The organism is Dysgonomonas sp. 511 (assembly GCF_010501105.1).
Taxonomy (GTDB): domain Bacteria; phylum Bacteroidota; class Bacteroidia; order Bacteroidales; family Dysgonomonadaceae; genus Dysgonomonas.
Genome location: NZ_QVMQ01000010.1, coordinates 79218 through 100453, shown reverse-complemented (window position 1 = coordinate 100453; position 21236 = coordinate 79218). Strand labels below are relative to the sequence as shown.

The window sequence follows — 21236 nt, the reverse complement described above, 5'->3', positions numbered from 1 at the left end:
GGCAGAGAAGGAGCGAATGCGATCTTTAAAGGAAATGAAACAACAACATCAAGAGTGTAGTACAAGAAAGAATGAAAGGTTACTAATTATTCATTTTTAATTTTTAATTATTCATTTAAAAAAGTCTACCGTCAACCTTATAATAAAGGAAGAATGACAGGATCGAAGGTATAAAAAAAGAATATACAAAGAAGAGTTTGATCCTGGCTCAGGATGAACGCTAGCGACAGGCCTAACACATGCAAGTCGAGGGGTAACAGGATTGTAGCTTGCTACTATTGCTGACGACCGGCGCACGGGTGAGTAACGCGTATGCAACCTACCTACAACAGGGGAATAACCCGGAGAAATCCGGACTAATACCGCATAATACAGGGATACCGCATGGTAATATTTGTTAAAGATTTATCGGTAGTAGATGGGCATGCGTTCCATTAGCCAGTTGGTGAGGTAACGGCTCACCAAAGCAACGATGGATAGGGGAACTGAGAGGTTTGTCCCCCACACTGGAACTGAGACACGGACCAGACTCCTACGGGAGGCAGCAGTGAGGAATATTGGTCAATGGGCGAGAGCCTGAACCAGCCAAGTCGCGTGAAGGAAGACTGCCCTATGGGTTGTAAACTTCTTTTATATGGGAATAAAAGATACTACGTGTAGTATATTGCATGTACCATATGAATAAGCATCGGCTAACTCCGTGCCAGCAGCCGCGGTAATACGGAGGATGCGAGCGTTATCCGGATTTATTGGGTTTAAAGGGTGCGCAGGCGGGAATTTAAGTCAGCGGTGAAATCTGGTCGCTTAACGATCAAACTGCCGTTGAAACTGGGTTTCTTGAGTATAGATGAAGTAGGCGGAATTCGTTGTGTAGCGGTGACATGCATAGATATAACGAGGAACCCCGATTGCGTAGGCAGCTTACTAAACTATAACTGACGCTCAAGCACGAAAGCGTGGGGATCAAACAGGATTAGATACCCTGGTAGTCCACGCCGTAAACGATGATTACTAGTTGTATGCGATATGATAGTATGTGACTAAGCGAAAGCGATAAGTAATCCACCTGGGGAGTACGCCGGCAACGGTGAAACTCAAAGGAATTGACGGGGGCCCGCACAAGCGGAGGAACATGTGGTTTAATTCGATGATACGCGAGGAACCTTACCCGGGCTTGAAATGCAGAGGAATGACGTGGAAACATGTCCGCCAGCAATGGTCTCTGTGTAGGTGCTGCATGGTTGTCGTCAGCTCGTGCCGTGAGGTGTCGGCTTAAGTGCCATAACGAGCGCAACCCACATTGTTAGTTACTAACAGTTCAAGCTGAGGACTCTAACAAGACTGCCAGCGTAAGCTGCGAGGAAGGTGTGGATGACGTCAAATCAGCACGGCCCTTACGTCCGGGGCGACACACGTGTTACAATGGGGGGTACAAAGGGCTGCTACCGGGCGACCGGATGCCAATCTCTAAAACCTCTCCCAGTTCGGATCGGAGTCTGCAACTCGACTCCGTGAAGCTGGATTCGCTAGTAATCGCGCATCAGCCATGGCGCGGTGAATACGTTCCCGGGCCTTGTACACACCGCCCGTCAAGCCATGGGAGCTGGGGGTACCTGAAGTACGTAACCGCAAGGAGCGTCCTAGGGTAAAACCGGTGACTGGGGCTAAGTCGTAACAAGGTAGCCGTACCGGAAGGTGCGGCTGGAACACCTCCTTTCTGGAGACCTGTCATACAGGTAGACCTTGTATTACACTTTTTTGCTTGTTGTTAAATATATATCGGTTGCCCTATGTTAAAGAGGATTACAAGGAAACTTGTCGTCGATTCCTAAAACAAGCAACTGTATACCCAAGAGAAACCAAGAAGCTGCTAATCAGTTTCAGGTGGATAACAAAAGAAGCCAGTCCTATAGCTCAGTTGGTTAGAGCGCTACACTGATAATGTAGAGGTCGGCAGTTCAACTCTGCCTGGGACTACATCGCAAACTTGGTTAAGTTTGATCAAACCAAGTCAAACGAAGAAAGAAATAGGCAAGACGCTTAGAACGAGATAGTTCTAAGCGTTTTTTTTATGTCCAAAAACCAACAAAAGTCATGCTTGGATTTGTACCGATTAATGAACAAATATAAATAAAGTATATGGGAAAGAACGACTATTCGGAGAAAAAACAGCATGGTGACACTAATAGAATAGCGCCACTGGTGAACCCGAAGAGGGTGCAAAGAGGGAAGAAAGAATATTCCCTGCGCATGATTACTGCCAATACAAACATTTCTGGTTGGTTCTTTCATATTGGGTGGATGAGCAGGGTTTTCGAGCGTAGAGAAGTCTTTCCGGAGAGCCTGTATGGTATCTAGATATCAAATTACTTTTTTGATTTTGATATGCCACTCAACTGCCAACTCATACCACTCTCTGCTACAGCTATATAGACTAATAGAAATTCGTTGTTTCTTAGTGTCTAAATTCAGTAACAATTAAGAAATTACGATATGGAAATTATTGGTGTAGATTCAGGGTTGTATAAAGAGTTGGCAAGGAAAATCGACTTTATTACAGATTATGTCGTTAACCAGAAGCAATCCGACTCCAAAGAAGATATTGATGAAACAAGGGGTGATGGTTATGAAATTTGCACTTCTGAAAAAGGTTCTTCAATAATTGATGAACGAAACTCTTTTTGCTTCTTTTGAGAATTATCTGCGTTTTCAAGCTACAAATTAAATTCAATATTAATAAATAAATATTGCTCCGACCTGTCGCGCGATGGATTTAGATTTCGCAGATTAGGGGCTATTTTTAATTGCTTCAAAGGTTGAAATTCTGCACCTATCATCACCAGTTGCCCATCGTTGTCGTACCAAGGTGAGGTGAAGCCTGAGGGTGCAGACGAGTCGGCTATATCGTAGCGGCCAAAGGCTCTCCATTTAGGTGCAAACCTTGCCGAAGCATAGAATGAATAGCCGAAATAGTCTTTGTCTTTTATAAATCCTTTATTAAACACCCTATTGTATTCTGCGCCTACCGATAATATTTTGTCTTGATAGCCTGCAAATACCGATAGCGAATATTGGTCTTTGTTTGTGGCGGTAATATTCTCTGGCAATTTGTCGCGTAGGGATTCGTCGTCGTTGTACATGTCGGCATACACTCTGAATATTGTATTTTTTGCAGGATACAGGCTTACCCCAGCCGCATAACGCATATTGTTGTCTCTTTTTATCTTTTTATATCCTTCTCCGTTGGTAAGGCTGAGGTCGGCAGATAGGTAATCGTTAAACTTATATTGGGCAGTGATACCGAGGTCTACACTCGGAGCCATCTTGTTTTCGTCTTGAAAAGATTTCATCACATAACGGTGCATCCAGTACTTTTCTTGTATGCTGAATTGCATCAACCCTATCAAACCACCGTTTATATTCCAGTCCTTGTCTTTCCAGTTGATAAAAGCATTACGCAGGTAAACCTCCTTGCTTCCCGACGAACTTGTACCCGAAGCCCCGTCTATAACGACTTGTCCGGTAAAGTTTTTAGCAAACTGGTATTGGTATCCCAGAAAGGCGCGGGTGATGTCGAAACCTTTTTCACCATTTACATGTCCCAGTCCGGTGCTGTAATCAAGGAATCCTCTTGCAATGATTTTACCCGAAGGTTTGAAGGGAATAGAGTCTTGTGCCGAAATTGTACTTGTAAACAAATTGCAGATTACAAATAATAGAATAACCAATTTTTTCATCATTTTTATTCTTTTTGAATTTAGCACAAAGGAATAACGGGCATGTTAATTTACAATCGGCTATACTGTTAAGATAGAGTTAAGATTTTTCACTTTACAAATCTTAGAGCCTGTTTAAATTTTAGCTTAGCAACTTTTTTATGCTCTTTTTAGCGTATTTCCCATATTTTACTCTCGGTTTAGCCCGCTAAACCAGCGAGCAAAACACGTAAAATCCATCTAAAATTGAAAATCGACGAAGCGAAGGCGAGTCAAATAGCTATAAAAAAGATTTGCTATAAAATTTAAACAGACTCTAAGTAACAGTAACTAAGATTATATTAAAAAAGAAGCCTGTTTTAATCATCATATAAAACAGGCTTTTGCTATACTAAAATAATAACTAGTTCTTATCCTCCAAATATTTTCTCTCCTTCATATATACATCGTAAATATCGCTACCCGACGATTCTTCATATATCTTGAGGTCGAAGTACTTGACAATACTGATAAAGTGGTTGATAATTTCGGATAGTATAACCTCATACTCAGCCCACACAGTAGTGTTGGTAAATGTATAAAGTTCGATCGGAAGCCCCTGCGAAGTTGGAGCAAGCTGGCGGACAAGCAAGGTAAGCTCCTTGTTTATCTGTGGATGGTTGCGCAGGTAATAAATGCCATATTGCAGGTAGAGGTCACAATTGGTAATGCTATGCACATTAAACGGCGACTCATTATTCACATTCTTGTTCCAGTCGGCATACTCTTGTTGCTTAGCGGTAATATAGTCTTTCAGCCCGTCTATTTCCTTATATTTTTCAAGCTCCTCACCTGTTAAGAAGCGGATAGTATCATGTTTGATATTCAGGGAACGCTTGAAACGGCGTCCTCCGGCTTCTTTCATTCCCCGCCAGTTCTGAAACGAATCCGATATCAGCGAATAGGTCGGCAGGGTGGTTATTGTCTTATCAAAGTTGCGTACTTTGACGGTCGTAAGGTTTATTTCCATCACATCGCCATCGGCTCCGTATTTAGGCATTGTTATCCAGTCGCCTATCTGTACCATATTGTTAGCCGTCACCTGTATGCTGCCCACAAATCCTTTGATGGAATCCTGAAAAACCAGCATTACAATAGCTGAGGCGGCTCCCATGGCAGCAAAGAAGGCTGTTGCAGACTTTCCGGTAAGTATAGAATAGATAACCACAGCACCGAAAATAATGCAGACGATATTGATTACCTGTATATAACTTTTCATCGGTTTGCCGCTAAATGCCGGTTTCTCCTCCAATATATTTGCAAATGTTTTTATTATTGCCATAAATATCCATATCACCATAAAGACCATATAAATCTCGGTAATCTTTATCGCCGGCGATACTACAGCTTTAAAATCATAGAATACGACAGGTATAGCACCCATTACAAAAGAATATGGGACAATCATGGCCACATAATGCGCCAGTTTATTATTCAAGGCATGCTTGAAAAAAGAAAGGCGTGTTATCTTGTGCAAATGCTTGAAAGAAAGCCTTAATAAGTATTTGGATATGTACTGTAAGGCATAGGCAATAGCTACTACCAGTACCAATAATATAATAAGATATGTATATTCCACCCCTTCTTCGGGAACGCCCATACCTTGTAAAATATTTCGTATCCATTTGGCGACTTCTACAGTCAGTGTGTTGATTTCGGTTTGTGTATCCATTCTAATTATATTTATTTTTCAATTAATTCGCCAATTCTCAAAAAAGCTTTGTTCTTGTTGAAAAAACAATCGAGCGTATCGTCTATATTGAATATTCGATAACTGCCATTATACTGCCATGTACCTTTGACATATACTTTGCACAAATATTCCTCGTTCGAGTTTTTTTGCTCATTTTCAGGTATTTTGTTACAAGATATGGCTTTGAGATAGCTTATCTTCGTGATGGTGTTTTTATCGGCATCCCTATACCTGAAATGGCTTCGCACGGCTTCGCCCATATTTTCCAAATCCTGATTGCATGCAACAAACAATAATGGTGAAGCTAGCAACAATAATAATCTTCTCATATTTCCTGTATTTTTTTGATTTTCCAAAATTAATAAAATACACCTGATTCTTAAAAAAAAGAACGTGTCGGATAGAAAAAAGTTGTTGCAGCCTGCTACAAATTCGTATAATTTATGCTGTTATTCACGCATATTTTCATACATTAGTACTTCTTTATTGCGAAGAATGAACATCAAAAAGAGGAAATCTTTTTCAGTAAAGGAAAGGCTTCGGTCTTTCAAATATGCCTTCAACGGGTTGAAAACCCTTATTGAAGAAGAGCATAATGCGCGCATTCACATTGCTACGACGATATTTACCATCGCTTTAGGAGTCGCCTTTAATATATCGGCTACCGAATGGCTGGCTGTAACAATACTCATTGGCTTGGTAATATGTACCGAAACCATTAATTCGGCAATAGAGAATATATGCGATTTCGTTTCGCCCGGCAAACATTGTAGCATCAGGAAAATAAAAGATTTGTCTGCGGCGGCAGTACTTTTAGCATCCATAACAGCCGTTATTGGCGGAATAATAATTTTTTTACCCAAACTTTGTGATTTTTTTGCAAATATTGCCGACTAATTTACAATACCAAATCGAATTTATTATAATTATCAATCAATAGAAGAACGTTTTAATTAATTTATGTTTATTATGAGGAAAACATTCATCCTATTAGCTTTTATCGCCATAGCCGGTTTGATCAAAGCTCAAGCACCTCAGCCATTGCCTGTTGACCCGCAGGTAAGATTCGGCACATTGGAAAACGGGCTCACATACTACATCAGGCACAATGCCTATCCGGAAAAGCGGGCTGACTTTTATATTGCACAAAAAGTAGGCTCTATGCAGGAAGAAGACAATCAGGCAGGACTTGCCCACTTTCTCGAACATATGGCCTTCAACGGAACAAAGAATTTTCCGGGTAAAAAGACAATGTTGAATTATCTGGAAACCATCGGGGTGAAGTTCGGTGCAAATGTTAATGCCTATACATCTTTCGACGAAACAGTATATAACCTCAACGATGTTCCCATAATCAGGGAAGCTATCGTAGACTCGTGCCTGATGGTTCTGCACGACTGGTCGGGATTCATCGCTCTGAAAGACGAACAAATAGACGAAGAACGCCTTGTGATAAAAGAAGAATGGCGTACACGTAGCGGTGCGCAATACAGGATTTGGGACAAACAACTGCCTATAATATTTGCAGGCAGTAAGTACGCCGACCGTATGCCTATCGGTAAAATGGAAGTGGTGGAAAAATTCCCTTATCAAGTATTGAGAGACTATTACCACAAATGGTACAGACCCGACCTGCAAGGTATCGTTATAGTTGGCGATATTGACGTAGATCAAGTAGAGGCAAAGATAAAGGCTCTGTTTGCCGATATAGCCAAACCTGTAGATCCTGCCAAGAGGGAATATTTCCAGGTGCCGGACAACGAAACGCCGATAGTATCTGTGGTGACCGATCCGGAAGCTACAAATACACAGGTAACCATGTATGTAAAACATGATGTGATACCTGCCGAGATAAAGAAAAGCCAGCAAGGTATGGTACTTACGCTAATAAAGAGCATGGCAAGCACTATGCTTTCCGACCGCTTGAGAGAAATATCGCAACAAGCCGATGCTCCTTTTGCTGCATCTTATGCCTACGACGGCGAGTTTTTTGTATCTAAAACCAAAGACGCATGGACTTCGATAGCATTGAGCAAAGAAGGCAAAATAAGCGAAACCCTTGCTTGCCTTGTCAGGGAAAACGAACGCCTTAAGAAATTCGGATTTACCGAGTCGGAAGTGGAAAGGGCTAAGGCCACTTTGCTACAACGTTACGAAAATATGTACAACAACCGCGACAAGGAACTCAACAGGAGGTATGTGCAGGAATATGTACGCAGCTTTACCGACGACGAAGCCATTCCGGGAATAGAATTTGAGTATAATTTCCTCAAACAATTCTCTCCACTGATCAATACTCAGGTTATCAATATGATGGTACAGCAATTGCTTGGCGACAAGAATATTGTGTTCACTGTTACCGGCCCCGAAAAAGAAGGCTTGAAATATCCTACAGACGCAGAAGTATTGAAGGTTTTCAATGATGTAAAAGCCGAAAATATCACTGCTTACGAAGAAACTGTTTCAGACGAGCCGCTTATCTCTCAGTTGCCGAAGGCAGGTACAATAGTGAAAACCGAAAAAGACGAAACTCTGGGTACTACTATCTGGACTTTGTCTAACGGCATAAAGGTGGTTATCAAAAAGACAGATTTCAAAGACGACCAGATATTGATGTCTGCCAGCGCCTTCGGAGGTTCGTCTGTATTTGCAGATGCCGACATTCACAATGCCAGCGTGGCTTCTATGGTTCCATCGGTAGGAGGTATCGGCAGCTTTAGTTCTACCGACCTGAAAAAAGTGCTTGCCGGTAAATCGGCTAAGGTGAATGCCTATATTTCCGATTATACACAAGGGCTTAGCGGTTCTTCTACAATAAAAGATACCGAAACATTGATGCAACTGACCTACCTGTATCTTACTGCTCCGCGTAAAGATGAAGCTGCGTTCAACAATATAATGGAACTGATCAAAAACCAGTTGAAAAATCTTAAGACAGATCCTTCTTATGTAATGAGCATACAGAAAACCAAAACTATGTATGGCGACAATCCGCGTAAACAGGAAATGACTTTCGAAGATGCGGAGAAACTCAACTACGACCGTGTCATCGAACTATATAAAGAAGCTTTTGCCAATCCGGGAACATTTACATTCACATTTGTAGGTACGGTAGACGAAGCGGCTCTGAAACCGTTTGTAGAACAATATCTGGCCTCATTGCCATCGGGTGATAAAAATGCCACTTACAAGAAGGTGAACGAAGATGTTAAGAAGGGTAAGGTTGAAAATATTTTCGATCAGGAAATGCAAACTCCTAAAAGTTCGGTGTTCGAACTTTACAGCGGAACATTAGTTAACGATCAAAAGACAAGGGTAGCATTCAATGCCTTGAAACAAATACTCGACATAGTGTATGTACGCACAGTAAGGGAAGAAGCAGGTGGTACCTATGGCGTAGGCACACGCTCTGGGATCAGCCGCATACCTGAAGGTAAAGCTTCGCTGCAAATGTCGTTCGACACCGACCCTGAAAGGGTAAATACAATATTGCCTATCATCGGCCGCGAAGTAAGCAAAATAGCCGAAAACGGACCGGAAGACGAAGATTTCCAAAAGGTGAAAGAATATTTGTTGAAGAAATATCAGGAAGATATTAAAACCAACAACTACTGGTTGAGCATACTTGGCACAAAATCTTTGTATAGTGAAGATGGGCATTCCAACTACCTCGACATAGTAACCAACCTTTCAAAGAATGATATAAAAGAGGTTACAAAACAACTGATATCTCAAAACAACCTGATAAATGTTGTAATGAATCCGAAAAAATAAACACCTGTTTATATAGTAAGAAAGCCGTTGGTGAATATGCCAACGGCTTTTTTTAGTTATAACCAGCCTTAGTAATTGTTCTTTATATCGAACCCACATATTCTTAACTATTTCGTAACATATCCTTAAGCTATTTGTTATAATATGGAAGTAACATTGCACCAGAATTAATAAATAGAAGGAAAAATGAAGAAGACAGTAATATTAGTATTAGTAGGGTTGGTTATTATCCTGAGTTCGTGTGGAGACAAGAAAGGAAATCTATCGGGGGCAGGGGCTACTTTCCCTGCCCCTTTTTACAGCATTGTATTCAAGGAATATGCAAAAAGTGGAGAAAATGTTTCGTATGGTGCTATCGGTAGCGGGGGAGGTATCCGCAGCTTGAAAGACAAGACTGTCGACTTTGGCGCTACCGATGTGTACCTCTCGGATGCCGAACTTGGCGAAATGGGTGCAGAGATAATACATATACCAACAGCAATGGGTGCAGTAGTATTGTCGTACAACCTGAAAGATGTAAAAGGATTGAAACTCAATTCGACTTTGGTATCCGAAATATTCAGGGGTAAGATAACCAAGTGGAGCGATGAAAAAATAAAGGCTTTGAATCCTACCCTCAATCTTCCTGATAAAAATATAACTGTAGTTTACCGCTCGGATGGTAGTGGCACTACAGCCGTTTTCTCCGAATATATGTCGAAAACCGATGAGGCTTGGAAAACCGAAATAGGAGAGGGTAAATCGCTTAAATTCCCTGTGGGAATAGCTGCAAAAGGCAATCCGGGAGTAGCAGGTGTTGTAGTAGAAACAGATGGCTCGATAGGGTATATCGGTTCGGAATATGCACTTGCCTTGAATATGGAATCGGCATTGTTGCAAAACAGTTCGGGCAACTTCGTAGCCGCCGACAGCAAAAGTATATCGGCATCGGCAAATGTAGAAATGCCGAAAGATACACGGGTGGTAATCACCAATTCATCGAATCCCGAATCCTACCCGATAAGCACATTTACATGGATAATCGTTTACAAGGAGCAGGGCTATAACAAGAGGGCTATGGAACAGGCTCAGTCTCTGGTATCTCTGTTGAACTACATTATCAGCGAACCCGGACAACAAATGGCAGCCAAGACACATTATGCCCCATTGCCTGCCAATGTGGTGGAAATAACGAAAGGGAATATACAATCTATGACCTTCGGCGGACAATCTGTAACTCCGGCCCCCTAAATCCCCGGAGGGGACTTTCTGCGAAGCCACGAAAAATGAAGAGTAAAAAATGATGATTACCAACAAAATACACTATCAGCGATCCGCCCCTCGGGGGGTAGGGGGGACTTTGAAAGATAAAATATTCAGATACGCCCTCCTCATCGCATCCTGCCTGATTATACTTCTTACAGCCGGAATTATCTACGGCCTGATAAGCCGGAGTATAGGAGCATTTTCCGAGTTCGGTTTTTTCGGGTTCATTACATCCTCGGAATGGGATTCGCGCAACGATGTATATGGTGCATTGCCTTTTATTGCGGGCACGATGGTGACCTCTATTCTCGCCCTGCTGTTTTGCATACCTTTTTCGCTGTCGGTAGCACTCTTCAACGGGGAGTATTTCAGAAATAAAAAAGTATCGACATTCGTCAGTTCGGTAGTCGATCTGCTGGCAGGCATACCATCCATAGTGTACGGGTTGTGGGGATTTTACACCCTGCGCCCGCTTCTTATCACTATGGGGGTCAACGACCAGGGATTCGGCATATTGCTTTCGTCTATAGTGCTGGCTATCATGATTATTCCATATGCCTCGTCGCTCAGTACGGAGTTTATATCCATGGTTCCCAACGAACTGAAAGAGGCAGCATATAGCTTGGGGGCAACCAATCTCGAAGTTATATCATCTGTCAGTCTGCCCGTTGCAGGTTCGGGTATATTTGCTTCTTATGTACTTGCATTCGGCAGGGCATTGGGCGAAACGATGGCTGTAACCATGCTGATAGGCAACACGGTAAATATTCCGGCATCGTTGTCCGACACGGGAAACTCGATGGCAAGTATCATTGCCAACCAGTTTGGCGAAGCCAGCGGCTTGAAGCTAAGTTCGCTCATGGCTATCGGTTTGCTCCTGTTCCTGATAACGGCCTGTATCAACTTTGTGGCTAAGTATATAATGAAAATGGTGAACAAATAATGAAACGAAGATTTACATCGACCTCTAAATACAGGCTGGGCAAAAGCAGGCTTTTTTTCTTCGGGGTTTGCCTTTTGTCGGGAGCAACGATGATACCGCTTTTCCTTATAATATGGGAACTGATAAAGAAAGGCTACAAGCAATTCAACCTGAGCCTTTTCACCGAAGTGGCGCCTACCTCTATGGAAGCCATGCTGGCACGTATCAGCGACAGTCCCATTCCCGGAGGTATCCTCAATGGCATAACAGGTACTTTACTCATATTAGCCATAGCGATAGTTATAGCCATCCCTGTAGGTATAATGGCAGGAGTATATCTGGCGGAGAATCCCAAAAAGAAAATAGCAGGGCTGGTGCGCAATCTCAGCGACCTCCTGCAAGGAATACCTTCCATCGTGATAGGGGTGGTAGTTTATATATGGGTGGTAATACCCATGTCGGGCTATTCGGCATTTGCCGGTAGTGTGGCATTGGCTATAATGATGCTGCCTATGATAATACGCTCTACCGAAGAAAGCATAAAGATGTTGCCTGTCACCTTGAAGGAGGCGGGTTTGGCATTGGGCGGTTCGTATGCCTCGGTGGTGATGCGGGTTTTGCTGCCATCGGCATTCAGTGGATTATTCACAGGATCGCTGCTAGCCATATCGCGTGTGATGGGCGAAACCGCGCCTTTGCTTGTTACAGCGTTGGGAGCGGCAACTGTCAACTGGGATGCAACAAACCCTACCAGTGCTATTTCCCTGTTGATATGGGAATTTTATAACGATCCAAATCTGGCAGATCTGGTATGGTCTTCGTCCCTGTTGCTCTTATTATTTGTTTTAGGTATTAATCTTCTGGCAAAAAGCATAGCTAAAAAATGGAAAATACAGTAAATAGGAACGGACAGCACATTCTGGAATTGAAAGATGTGTGTGTGTCTTACACGCCCGGCAAAAATGCGGTAAACAATGTAAATGCCATTATCGATCCCAATACGGTGACTGCCGTAATGGGGCCTTCGGGATGTGGCAAAAGTACCCTGTTGAGGGCTATAAACCGTATGCACGAACTTTACCCTGATATAAAGACTACAGGCGAAATCCTGCTAAAAGGTGAGAACATTTTCGACATGAACCCGATGAAGGTACGACGGTTGGCAGGGATGGTTTTCCAGCGTCCAAACCCGTTTCCTACGATGAGTATATACGATAATGTGATAGCGGGCTATAAACTGAATAATATAAAACTCAGCAGGACAGACAGGGATGAGATAGTAGAAAACAGCCTGCGCAGTGTAGCACTGTGGGACGAGGTAAAAGATTCGATGACCAAAAAGGGGACTTTCCTTTCGGGCGGACAGCAACAACGGTTGTGCATAGCACGCGCATTGGCATTAAAGCCCGAACTCCTGCTTATGGACGAACCTACTTCTGCACTCGACCCTATATCTACCAGCAGGGTAGAGGAGCTTATTTTCGAGTTGAAGAAGGATTATACCATCGTTATAGTTACGCACAATATGTCGCAGGCAGCGCGCCTTTCCGACAATTCTATGTTTATGTATATGGGCGAACTTGTGGAGTATGGAACTACGAAGCAGATGTTTACCAAACCCAAAGATAAGCGTACCGAAGATTACCTGACTGGGGTGTTTAGTTAATGTGTCAATTCGGAAATCAGCAAATTGGAAAATGAAGATTATTTACAAATATTTTAATTAAAATAATAGCCGGTTTACCTGTACTTGTCAGATGCTTACCGGCTCGTAACTCGTAATTAATTATGACAACAAATATAAAAGCCAAACAACTGGAAATACTGCTCAACGACTTCGAACTATTGTCGAAAACGGCAATGATACAAATGCAGATAACAATGAAGCTTTTGCAAGACAATACGATAGCATCGCTGTACGACGAAGCCGAATCGAACGAGATAATAATGGACAGGTTGGAAATAAAAATTCGCGAAGAAGTGGTTTTTACCATATTCCAGTTCAACCCTATCGCAGCCGATTTGCGCAAGATAATTACTTATCAGGATATTACAACCAATCTGGAGCGCATCGGCGATATGCTTCTCAATATAATACACTTCGTGAAAGTTTCCGATCTATCGGCAAATACCATTGCCCCCATAAAGAAGATGATAGATAAGATGGTGAAATATACGAGCGAGATGTTGCGCAATACTATATTTTCGTTTTCGAACGAAGACAGCCGCTTGGCATACGAAGTAATTGCGGAAGACGACAAAGTAGACGAGTTATTTCACCAAATAAACTTATCTTTACAAGAAGCTTTTGCCGACAAAAAGCTGGATAAAAAAGAAATACAGAGTATGCTGAATACAAATGCTATATCGCATAATCTGGAACGTATTGGCGATAGCTGTACCAATATAGCCGAAGCTGCAATTTATTTAACCGAAGGTAAAGATATAAGGCATGGAAACAAACAGTAAGGATATATCTATACTCGTAGTAGACGACGAACCCGATATCAGGGAAATTCTGGAGTTTAACCTGCAAAACGAAGGATATCATATAGATACGGCAGATTCGGCCGAGGAGGCCGGCAGGGTTTTATCGACCAAACATAAGCTTATCCTTCTCGATGTGATGATGGGGGGCGTTTCTGGGTTTAAGTTTGCCGACCAGTTGAGGAAAAACGGGAATGAGACGCCCATCATATTTCTCACTGCAAAGAATACAGAGAATGATATGCTTACAGGCTTCTCTATAGGAGGCGATGATTATATCGCCAAGCCTTTCTCCATCAAGGAGGTCATAGCCCGGGTGCGTAGTATCCTGAAAAGGACAGGCGATGCCACTGCGAAGATGCCGTCGGATGATGTAATTAATATCGACGGGCTCAGTATCAATATGGAATCGAAGACAGTGAAGGTAGACGGCGAGCCGGTTATACTTACCAAGACTGAGTTTAACATCCTGGTGTTGCTTGTGGAAAATAGAGGACGCATTTTTTCGCGTGCCGATATTCTCGACAAGGCATGGAAAGACGACGGCATAGTACTCGAGCGCACCGTGGATGTACATATCGCGCGCCTGCGGAAGAAGATAGGCACTTATGGCGACTATATAGTCAATCGCACGGGGTATGGTTATATATTTAACTATCAATAGAATTATTGCTGTGTAATAGTATAAATGCAGATTGCTTTTATCTATATAGGACACCTCCCCTGTTCCTGCCAAAGAGAGGGAAAGTAGGGCGAAGCCACGGCAAGAAAAAGTGACATCCGAAAAACATGAAATATGTGTTACTTTTGTTACTTTTTGTTTGTAAATTATTGATGTTTAGGTTTGTAAAAAGTAACACCTGAAAAAAGAAGCATAACATGAAGCTAAGCTATAAACAGAAACTATTCCTTTACTTCTTTGGCATTATGGCTGTTTTTGCAATCAGTATCGTTATACTAGAACAGAAAGAAGAAAAATCGCAGCGTACGCAGGCTTTAACAGACCGCCTCGATAGTTATGCCGATATAATACATTCATATATAGAGGATTCTTCGGCAATGAATAATGTGCCGCCCGATATTGAGAAGTTGGCGAAAGCTATGCCGTTGGATATACGTATCACGATAATAGATGAAACAGGAAAAGTAACATTCGACAAAAATATAGGCAACATCGGCCGTGCCGACAACCATCTCAATCGCCCTGAAGTGCGTATGGCTCTTTATCAAGGGATTGGCACCAATGTCAGAGTATCGGGGTCTACCCATCAGGAGTACCTTTATTATGCCAAGCATTATGATAACTATTATGTCCGTGTAGCCTTGCCATATACTGTGGAAACGCAGGGGATGCTCAAGGCTGACAACTTCTTTATATATATCGCTATCGCCATATTTGTGATTGTGTTGTTACTCCTCAACTATGTTGCAGGACGCTTTGGCAAATCGATACTTCAGCTCAAAAAGCTTTCTACCCATATAAAATATGATAAACCTTTTGCCGAAAAAATAGATTTTCCCGATGACGAACTAGGTGAGATAGGCAACCAACTGGTTGATATACTGAAACAAAAAGAGAATGGCAAGCGGGAGATAGAACAAGAGAGGGAAAAGTTGGTACAGCATTTTCAGTTTGCACAAGAGGGGATATGTATATTCGATTCCGATTTTAGGAAAATATATGCCAACACCCATTTCTTTCAGTATCTCAATTTTATTGTCGATCAGCCCACCTTCCAGATAGAAGCCATATTGCAAGAGAAAGTGTTCGATCCGGTTCTCGGTTTTTTGTCCGACAGGGATAAAAAAGATATTTACCATATGTTCCAGATAAATAAAAACGGGAAGGTGTTTTCTATACAAACCATAGTATTCGAAGATCGCAGCTTTGAGATAACGATAAAAGATATAACCAAGACCGAAAAGACCCGGTTGCTGAAACAGGAAATGACAAACAATATCGCCCACGAGCTGCGAACTCCCGTAACCAGCCTGCGCGGATATTTGGAAACCCTGTCGGCTCAAGACCTGGCTGCCGATAAGCAAAAGCAATTTATAGATAGGGCCTACCAACAGAGTATGCGGTTGTCGGTTCTTATCGACGATGTCAGCCTGATCAGTAAGATGGAAGAAGGGGCTCCGCAGTTTGCCAAGGAAAAGGTAAACCTGTTGCAACTGATAGATGATGTGAGGATAGACCTTACAGATAAATTGAAAGAGAATGATATAAAGCTGAATGTATCGGTAGACGGCGATGTTGTGGTCAATGGCAACTATACCTTGCTCTATTCCATTTTCCGCAATCTGGCTGATAATTCCATCAGTTACGCAGGGCAGCATATAACGATAGATATCAGCAATCATATGCAGGATGCTGAATATGTGCATTTCAGCTATTACGACACGGGGCTAGGTGTTGAGGAAAAATATTTGCCGAGACTGTTCGAACGCTTCTACAGGGCGGACGAAGGGCGCACGCGCAACACAGGCGGTTCAGGCTTGGGACTGTCTATCGTTAAAAACGCAGTGTTGTTCCATAAAGGAAGCATTCAGGTAAGGAACCGCAAAGAAGGCGGGCTGGAGTTTCTCTTCACATTGAAGAAGTAAGATCCCTGTTATTCGAAATTGAAGACAAGGGATATCATACGCGATTTGCCTGATGATAAGGCCTGTGTGTATTTTAGCAGGTCTTTGTCCGTGATATCCGCCCTGTCTTTTTCTACAAGGTCTGTAAGCCCGAAAGAGAATTTAAGTTCGGGACATAGCTTGAAAAGAGGCAGATAGATGTTGCAGCCTATACCAAGTTCTATGCCATAGTCCATTTTCTTGAAGCGTAGTACATCGTCTTTCTTTGTCCCTATATCCATTGCAGCATATCCTCCGGCTACGAAGTAAGGACGGTAGTTTTTCATTCTGGGCGCGCTGAATTTCAGCAGAAGCGGCACTCTTACGTAGTTGCTTTTCAGCGAAGCGGTATATTCCTCATCCGAGGCCTGTTCTTTGAAAACGAAGCGTCTTTCGCCTAAATAGAGGGTAGGGGCAAGCCGCAGATTGAAATATTCGTTCAGGTACCTGTCACCTATCAAGCCGACATTGAAACCTACACTGTAAGATGGTATTTCGGCGAACCAGACTTCCCCGTTATCTCCTGTGTATCCGGTGTGCGACAATATCATATCGTGTCCGGTAAATCCTATGGAAAAACCCAGGTGATACAATTTCTGGTCTGCAAACGGCTGGTTTACAGGTTTACGGTACTGAGCCGATAAGCTTAAAGGTAAAAGGCTTATCGCTACCAAGACTAATGAGTATATAGCTTTTAGAGTCATATCTTTTATGTAAACGGCATTTCGGTTCACTTATTATCTTCACTAAAAATAGAGGGTGAAAAATAATAGGGTGGTGCAAGTTGACAGTATATCAGATGCATCAAGCGTTCTTTTCTTATTTATTCCTCTCCAAAGGTAATATTTGGGGCGGACAGCGGCAAAAAAACAGGATAAAGGATGTGTATAAGAACTTTGAACTTGTTTAAATTTTAGGCAATAGAGTTTATCATTACGAGGGTGTTTCAACAGTACTTTTGTCATGTACCTAGCGATTTATCACCTTTTCAAGTCTATTCTTTTTTCTGCGATTTCTCTCTCAGGTCTTCCTGTACCAGATATGTCATAGATGCTGTGTAAGCCTTTGCATATTCCATGTCTTTTTTCAGTTGAGGAATATCAGATTCGCTTGCCGGTTTCAGTTCCGTACGGTTTTCGTCCGACCAGATATAATATACAGGCTCTATTTCGTAAAATATACACCCGTGGTTGTTCATTGCAAGCTTATAACTGGAAATAGCGAAATTGCTGCCTAAAGCTTCTTTGTCGAACAAATTGATTCCCGACCGCACATATGCCGCCCCCGATAGTGCGAGGTTATATATGGTAGGGAAAATGTCTTTGTGCGATGCAAATTGTCTCGTATCGGGCATTTCCAGATTCTCCTTATATTTCTCAGGGATGTAAAGAATAAGTGGCACGGCATATTTTTGTAGCATATTAGCATCGGGATAGTCGAATACACGGCGGGCACTGTGGTCGCCACTGGCTGCTATTATTGTGTTTTCGCCTAATGGAGAGTTTTTGATGGCAGATATAAATTTACCCAAGCAATCGTTGGCATACTGATAAGTTGTAAAATGAACCTGCGCATGCTCTTCGCCCGAAGACAATTTAGATTTCAAAGCTTCCGGGATATGTATCGGGTATGGTTTATAAGTATCGGGCAATGAATATGGTGTATGATTTGTGATTGTCAGTCCGAATACAAACTGAGGCTTATCGTTTTTCTGCTGGAGGATATCGAAAATACGGGTAAACATAAACTCATCGTAGCATCCCCACTCATTAGACAATACATTCGGTACGAATTTTTCGATATGTGCCGAACCTTCTGTCTGGTCAAAATATTGGTTGGGAACGAACTTATCAAGATTTCTCCATCCCAGTTTGCTGCCTGTAACAAATGCCGTATGATAGCCTTTTTCCTTAAATGGTTTGGCGGCAGAGGTTTCCAATGTCTTGTCCATATATAGCGATTGCGAAACCGGAGTCATAGGGCTATTGAGCAGAATACCTTCAAGGGTGTGAACTGTAGCGTCTGTAGCCGACAGGAAATGTGTGAAATGCAAGCAGTGCGACAAGACATCGTCCAATGCTCCCAAAAGGTTGAAATTCTCCTTCTCGTGCAACGATATAAAATGTTCGCTCATGCTCTCCATTTGAATAAAAACTACATTTGGCGGGTTTTGCTCAAGAAACTCGTTGACGGGGGTATGGGCTGTCAGTGCCGCCTTTAGCGAATCGGTGCTTTCGGGAACAACACTGCCTGTATATAAAGAAACTGCCTGAGCCGGAGAGTCGAAGCCCCATTTCTTCATCGTCTTATCTACGTTGATATTCACATTTTGTTCCTTTCGGTCTTTAAATGCAGTTTTCAGAGCATAGACACCGTTGGGCACAAGGTTATTGATAAAAACATATTGAGAAATAATAGCATCGTTTATTCTAAGTGGATAGAATGCAAAGTTGCCCCTGATTCCGAACAGGAAGAAAAAGCCCAGAACCGGCAGGAATATAATATAGGCAGGCAACGGAAGGCTGAGTTTTTCCAACTTTATCTTTTGTATTATGCCCACAAGCTTATATGCCAGCCATCCAGCGACAATAAGCCCGATGGCGATCGGGATAACAGGATAATCTGTCCAGATGGCTTTTATCACTGCCGCCGTATCGTCTTCTACAAACCCGAAAATCAGAACACTGATACGGGTCATAAAGAAATTGTAAAAATAAAGGTCGATAACCGATATCAGCAACATTGCCAATATCAATATGGTATAATAAACATGATATACCTTCTTGAGTATGGCAAAATATTTTTCGCCCCATCCGAACATGAATATCCCGATAAAATTGAATGCCACCACCGGAAGCAACCCATAGCATATTACCATCGTATCGAACCGGAAACCCATAAAAAATGCTTTCAGCAAATCGCCCGTTTCGTTGTATATCTCCGGCGAACTATTGAAGAAAAACAGTATAATAAGCCTGAATGCCGCAAACAGCAACAGCAGGAAACAATAGACGAGGAAAGCGTGTATAGTATTTACAAAAAATAGTTTGAAATTGGCAGTGAACAGGTTTTTCATTTCTTTCCAAAGTATTTATTGATAACAGGTATTTCTGATAATGGTAAATCTTTTTTAACGATAACAGCTACAAACAATATGAGGAAAAGCGTGCGGTAGCCCAGACGCAAGACCTCGTTGTCGATCTGCGGATACATGGCAAATGTATAACAGATGGCTGCAAACAGGAAGTAAAACAGTATATTCTTTAAGTCGTATTTTACAGGAAGATATTTCTGCCCGATAAAATAGGAAATGAAAGTGATAATAAGGTTGCAAATCAATGTAGCCCACGCGCTGGCAATGTAGCCATACATTGGCACAAAGATGATGTTGATTGCCAGTTGGATAAGGCATCCGAAAACTGAAAAATATGCGCCATATTTGGTCTTGTCGGTCAATTTGTACCACACAGACAGGTTGAAATAGATGCCGAAAAATATTTCGCCCAGCATGGCTATCGGCACTACGGTAAGCCCTACGATATAATTTTCGCTTACCAGGTATTTCAATATATCGAGGTAAAACATTACACCAAGAAAAACCAACAGGGAAAATATTATAAAGAATTTCATAGCAGCAGCATAAGGCTTCGTATTACTGCTTTCTTCTTTTCCTTTGCTAAAAAAGAACGGCTCGTATGCATAGCGGAATGCCTGAGTAAACATGGTGATTATGACAGTAATCTTTATACAGGCGGTATATATGCCCAACTGGCTGAAAGCTTCGTTTTTATCTTCGAATAGAAAAGGATATGTCAATTGTGCTACAGCCTGATTGATAACCCCTGCCAGCCCAAGTATCAGCAAGGGGAAAGAGTAAATAAGCATCCGCCTTAGCAAAGCTGCATCGAAACTGAATTTCAGGTTCTTCATAGCCGTAGGTATCAGTAAAATCAGTACTGTCAGCGTAGATAGCAGGTTGGCTAAGAAGACGTATCCGATACCCATCTCCGGATGGTAAAATTTGATAAGGTAAAAATCAGGGTAATGTTTCAATATCCACGGGCATACCACAAGAAAGAATACGTTGAGTATAATATTCGCAAATATATTTACCATTTTCAGCGTAGCGAAACGGATAGGGCGTTTCTGATATCGCAGATAGGCAAACGGAATACACGTAAAAGCATCTATCGCCACCACTATCGCCATCATCCCTATATGCTCCTTGTGGTCGGTATAGTTCATCCATTCCGATATGGGAACGATGAATGAGAAGCAAAACAATACAAACAGGAAAGATGTGGTAGCCAACGATAATAACGAAGTAGAATATACCTTATCCACATTTTCGTCTTTCTTATTCATAAACCGGAAAAAACCGGTTTCCATACCGTAGGTCAGTAAGACCATCAGCAAGGCTGTAAATCCATATATATAACCTATACGCCCATATTCAGCTGTATTAGAAAATACATGAACATGAAGGGGAAATAAACACCAGTTGAGAAGCCTGCCCAGAATACTGCTCACTCCATAAATAGCAGTATCTTTTGCCAGACCTTTCATTCCATTATTTGCCATATCAGCCTAATTGATTTTCGGCTACAAAAGTACATATTAGTTGTGAGTAATAAGTTATGAGTTATGAGTTTTTTGAGGGGGTATGCAACATGCTCTATCGAGTAGGTTCCGGTGTTTATTGTCGCTGCAATAGCTGTTTGCACAACTATTAAAT

The 21236-nt window shown here is 42.0% G+C and carries 17 protein-coding genes, 1 tRNA gene and 1 rRNA gene; 13 read left to right on the top strand and 6 right to left on the bottom strand.

Annotation, left to right across the window (positions count from 1 at the left end; translation table 11 throughout):
• Window positions 1-185: 185 nt before the first annotated feature.
• From D0T57_RS06120 to D0T57_RS06105, 4 genes are all read left to right on the top strand, one after another.
• Window positions 186-1717 (top strand): 16S ribosomal RNA (locus D0T57_RS06120).
• Window positions 1718-1903: 186 nt separating this feature from the next.
• A tRNA-Ile gene (locus D0T57_RS06115) sits at window positions 1904-1977 on the top strand.
• A gap of 162 nt (window positions 1978-2139) precedes the next feature.
• Window positions 2140-2358, top strand: coding sequence for a hypothetical protein (locus D0T57_RS06110; protein ID WP_163271929.1), 219 nt, complete (start codon window positions 2140-2142; stop codon window positions 2356-2358).
• 135 nt (window positions 2359-2493) lie between these two features.
• The gene (locus D0T57_RS06105; RefSeq protein WP_163271927.1) at window positions 2494-2694 is read left to right on the top strand and encodes a hypothetical protein; all 201 of its coding nucleotides are present in this window, start codon (window positions 2494-2496) and stop codon (window positions 2692-2694) included.
• 20 nt (window positions 2695-2714) lie between these two features.
• Here D0T57_RS06105 and D0T57_RS06100 read toward each other — a convergent pair whose 3' ends face one another.
• The 3 genes from D0T57_RS06100 to D0T57_RS06090 form a co-directional block, all read right to left on the bottom strand.
• The gene (locus D0T57_RS06100) at window positions 2715-3740 is read right to left on the bottom strand and encodes an outer membrane beta-barrel protein (protein ID WP_255490516.1); all 1026 of its coding nucleotides are present in this window, start codon (window positions 3738-3740) and stop codon (window positions 2715-2717) included.
• 379 nt (window positions 3741-4119) lie between these two features.
• Entirely contained in the window at window positions 4120-5427 is a 1308-nt protein-coding gene (locus D0T57_RS06095) for a mechanosensitive ion channel family protein (RefSeq protein WP_163271925.1), read from the bottom strand.
• Between the two features lie 11 nt (window positions 5428-5438).
• Window positions 5439-5777, bottom strand: a complete 339-nt coding sequence (locus tag D0T57_RS06090) for a hypothetical protein (RefSeq protein ID WP_163271923.1) — start codon at window positions 5775-5777, stop codon at window positions 5439-5441.
• A gap of 166 nt (window positions 5778-5943) precedes the next feature.
• Here D0T57_RS06090 and D0T57_RS06085 point away from each other — a divergent pair, with 166 nt between their 5' ends.
• The 9 genes from D0T57_RS06085 (at window position 5944) to D0T57_RS06045 (ending at window position 16483) form a co-directional block, all read left to right on the top strand.
• Complete coding sequence (locus D0T57_RS06085) at window positions 5944-6345, top strand: diacylglycerol kinase family protein (RefSeq protein ID WP_163271921.1); 402 nt, start codon at window positions 5944-5946, stop codon at window positions 6343-6345.
• Window positions 6346-6417: 72 nt separating this feature from the next.
• Window positions 6418-9222: a pitrilysin family protein gene (locus D0T57_RS06080; RefSeq protein WP_163271919.1), complete on the top strand. Its 2805-nt coding sequence runs from the start codon at window positions 6418-6420 to the stop codon at window positions 9220-9222.
• A gap of 186 nt (window positions 9223-9408) precedes the next feature.
• Window positions 9409-10452 carry a phosphate ABC transporter substrate-binding protein PstS gene (pstS, locus tag D0T57_RS06075; protein WP_163271917.1) on the top strand — a complete coding sequence of 348 codons (1044 nt, stop codon included), beginning with the start codon at window positions 9409-9411 and terminating at the stop codon, window positions 10450-10452.
• Between the two features lie 109 nt (window positions 10453-10561).
• Window positions 10562-11410, top strand: coding sequence for a phosphate ABC transporter permease subunit PstC (pstC, locus tag D0T57_RS06070; protein ID WP_163271931.1), 849 nt, complete (start codon window positions 10562-10564; stop codon window positions 11408-11410).
• A complete protein-coding gene (gene pstA / locus D0T57_RS06065) occupies window positions 11410-12288 on the top strand; it encodes a phosphate ABC transporter permease PstA (protein ID WP_163271915.1) in 879 nt (292 codons plus the stop codon). Before pstC ends, pstA begins: the two co-directional genes overlap by 1 nt.
• Window positions 12273-13055: a phosphate ABC transporter ATP-binding protein PstB gene (pstB, locus tag D0T57_RS06060; RefSeq protein ID WP_163271913.1), complete on the top strand. Its 783-nt coding sequence runs from the start codon at window positions 12273-12275 to the stop codon at window positions 13053-13055. Before pstA ends, pstB begins: the two co-directional genes overlap by 16 nt.
• Before the next feature lie 122 nt (window positions 13056-13177).
• Entirely contained in the window at window positions 13178-13858 is a 681-nt protein-coding gene (locus tag D0T57_RS06055) for a PhoU domain-containing protein (RefSeq protein ID WP_163271911.1), read from the top strand.
• The gene (locus D0T57_RS06050) at window positions 13842-14540 is read left to right on the top strand and encodes a response regulator transcription factor (protein WP_163271909.1); all 699 of its coding nucleotides are present in this window, start codon (window positions 13842-13844) and stop codon (window positions 14538-14540) included. The genes D0T57_RS06055 and D0T57_RS06050 overlap by 17 nt, the downstream gene beginning before the upstream one ends.
• A gap of 215 nt (window positions 14541-14755) precedes the next feature.
• Entirely contained in the window at window positions 14756-16483 is a 1728-nt protein-coding gene (locus D0T57_RS06045) for an ATP-binding protein (protein ID WP_163271907.1), read from the top strand.
• 8 nt (window positions 16484-16491) lie between these two features.
• Here D0T57_RS06045 and D0T57_RS06040 read toward each other — a convergent pair whose 3' ends face one another.
• From D0T57_RS06040 to D0T57_RS06030, 3 genes are all read right to left on the bottom strand, one after another.
• Complete coding sequence (locus D0T57_RS06040; RefSeq protein ID WP_163271905.1) at window positions 16492-17205, bottom strand: porin family protein; 714 nt, start codon at window positions 17203-17205, stop codon at window positions 16492-16494.
• 290 nt (window positions 17206-17495) lie between these two features.
• Window positions 17496-19577 carry an LTA synthase family protein gene (locus tag D0T57_RS06035; RefSeq protein ID WP_163271903.1) on the bottom strand — a complete coding sequence of 694 codons (2082 nt, stop codon included), beginning with the start codon at window positions 19575-19577 and terminating at the stop codon, window positions 17496-17498.
• Window positions 19574-21082, bottom strand: a complete 1509-nt coding sequence (locus D0T57_RS06030) for a lipopolysaccharide biosynthesis protein (RefSeq protein ID WP_163271901.1) — start codon at window positions 21080-21082, stop codon at window positions 19574-19576. Before D0T57_RS06030 ends, D0T57_RS06035 begins: the two co-directional genes overlap by 4 nt.
• Window positions 21083-21236: the final 154 nt, after the last annotated feature.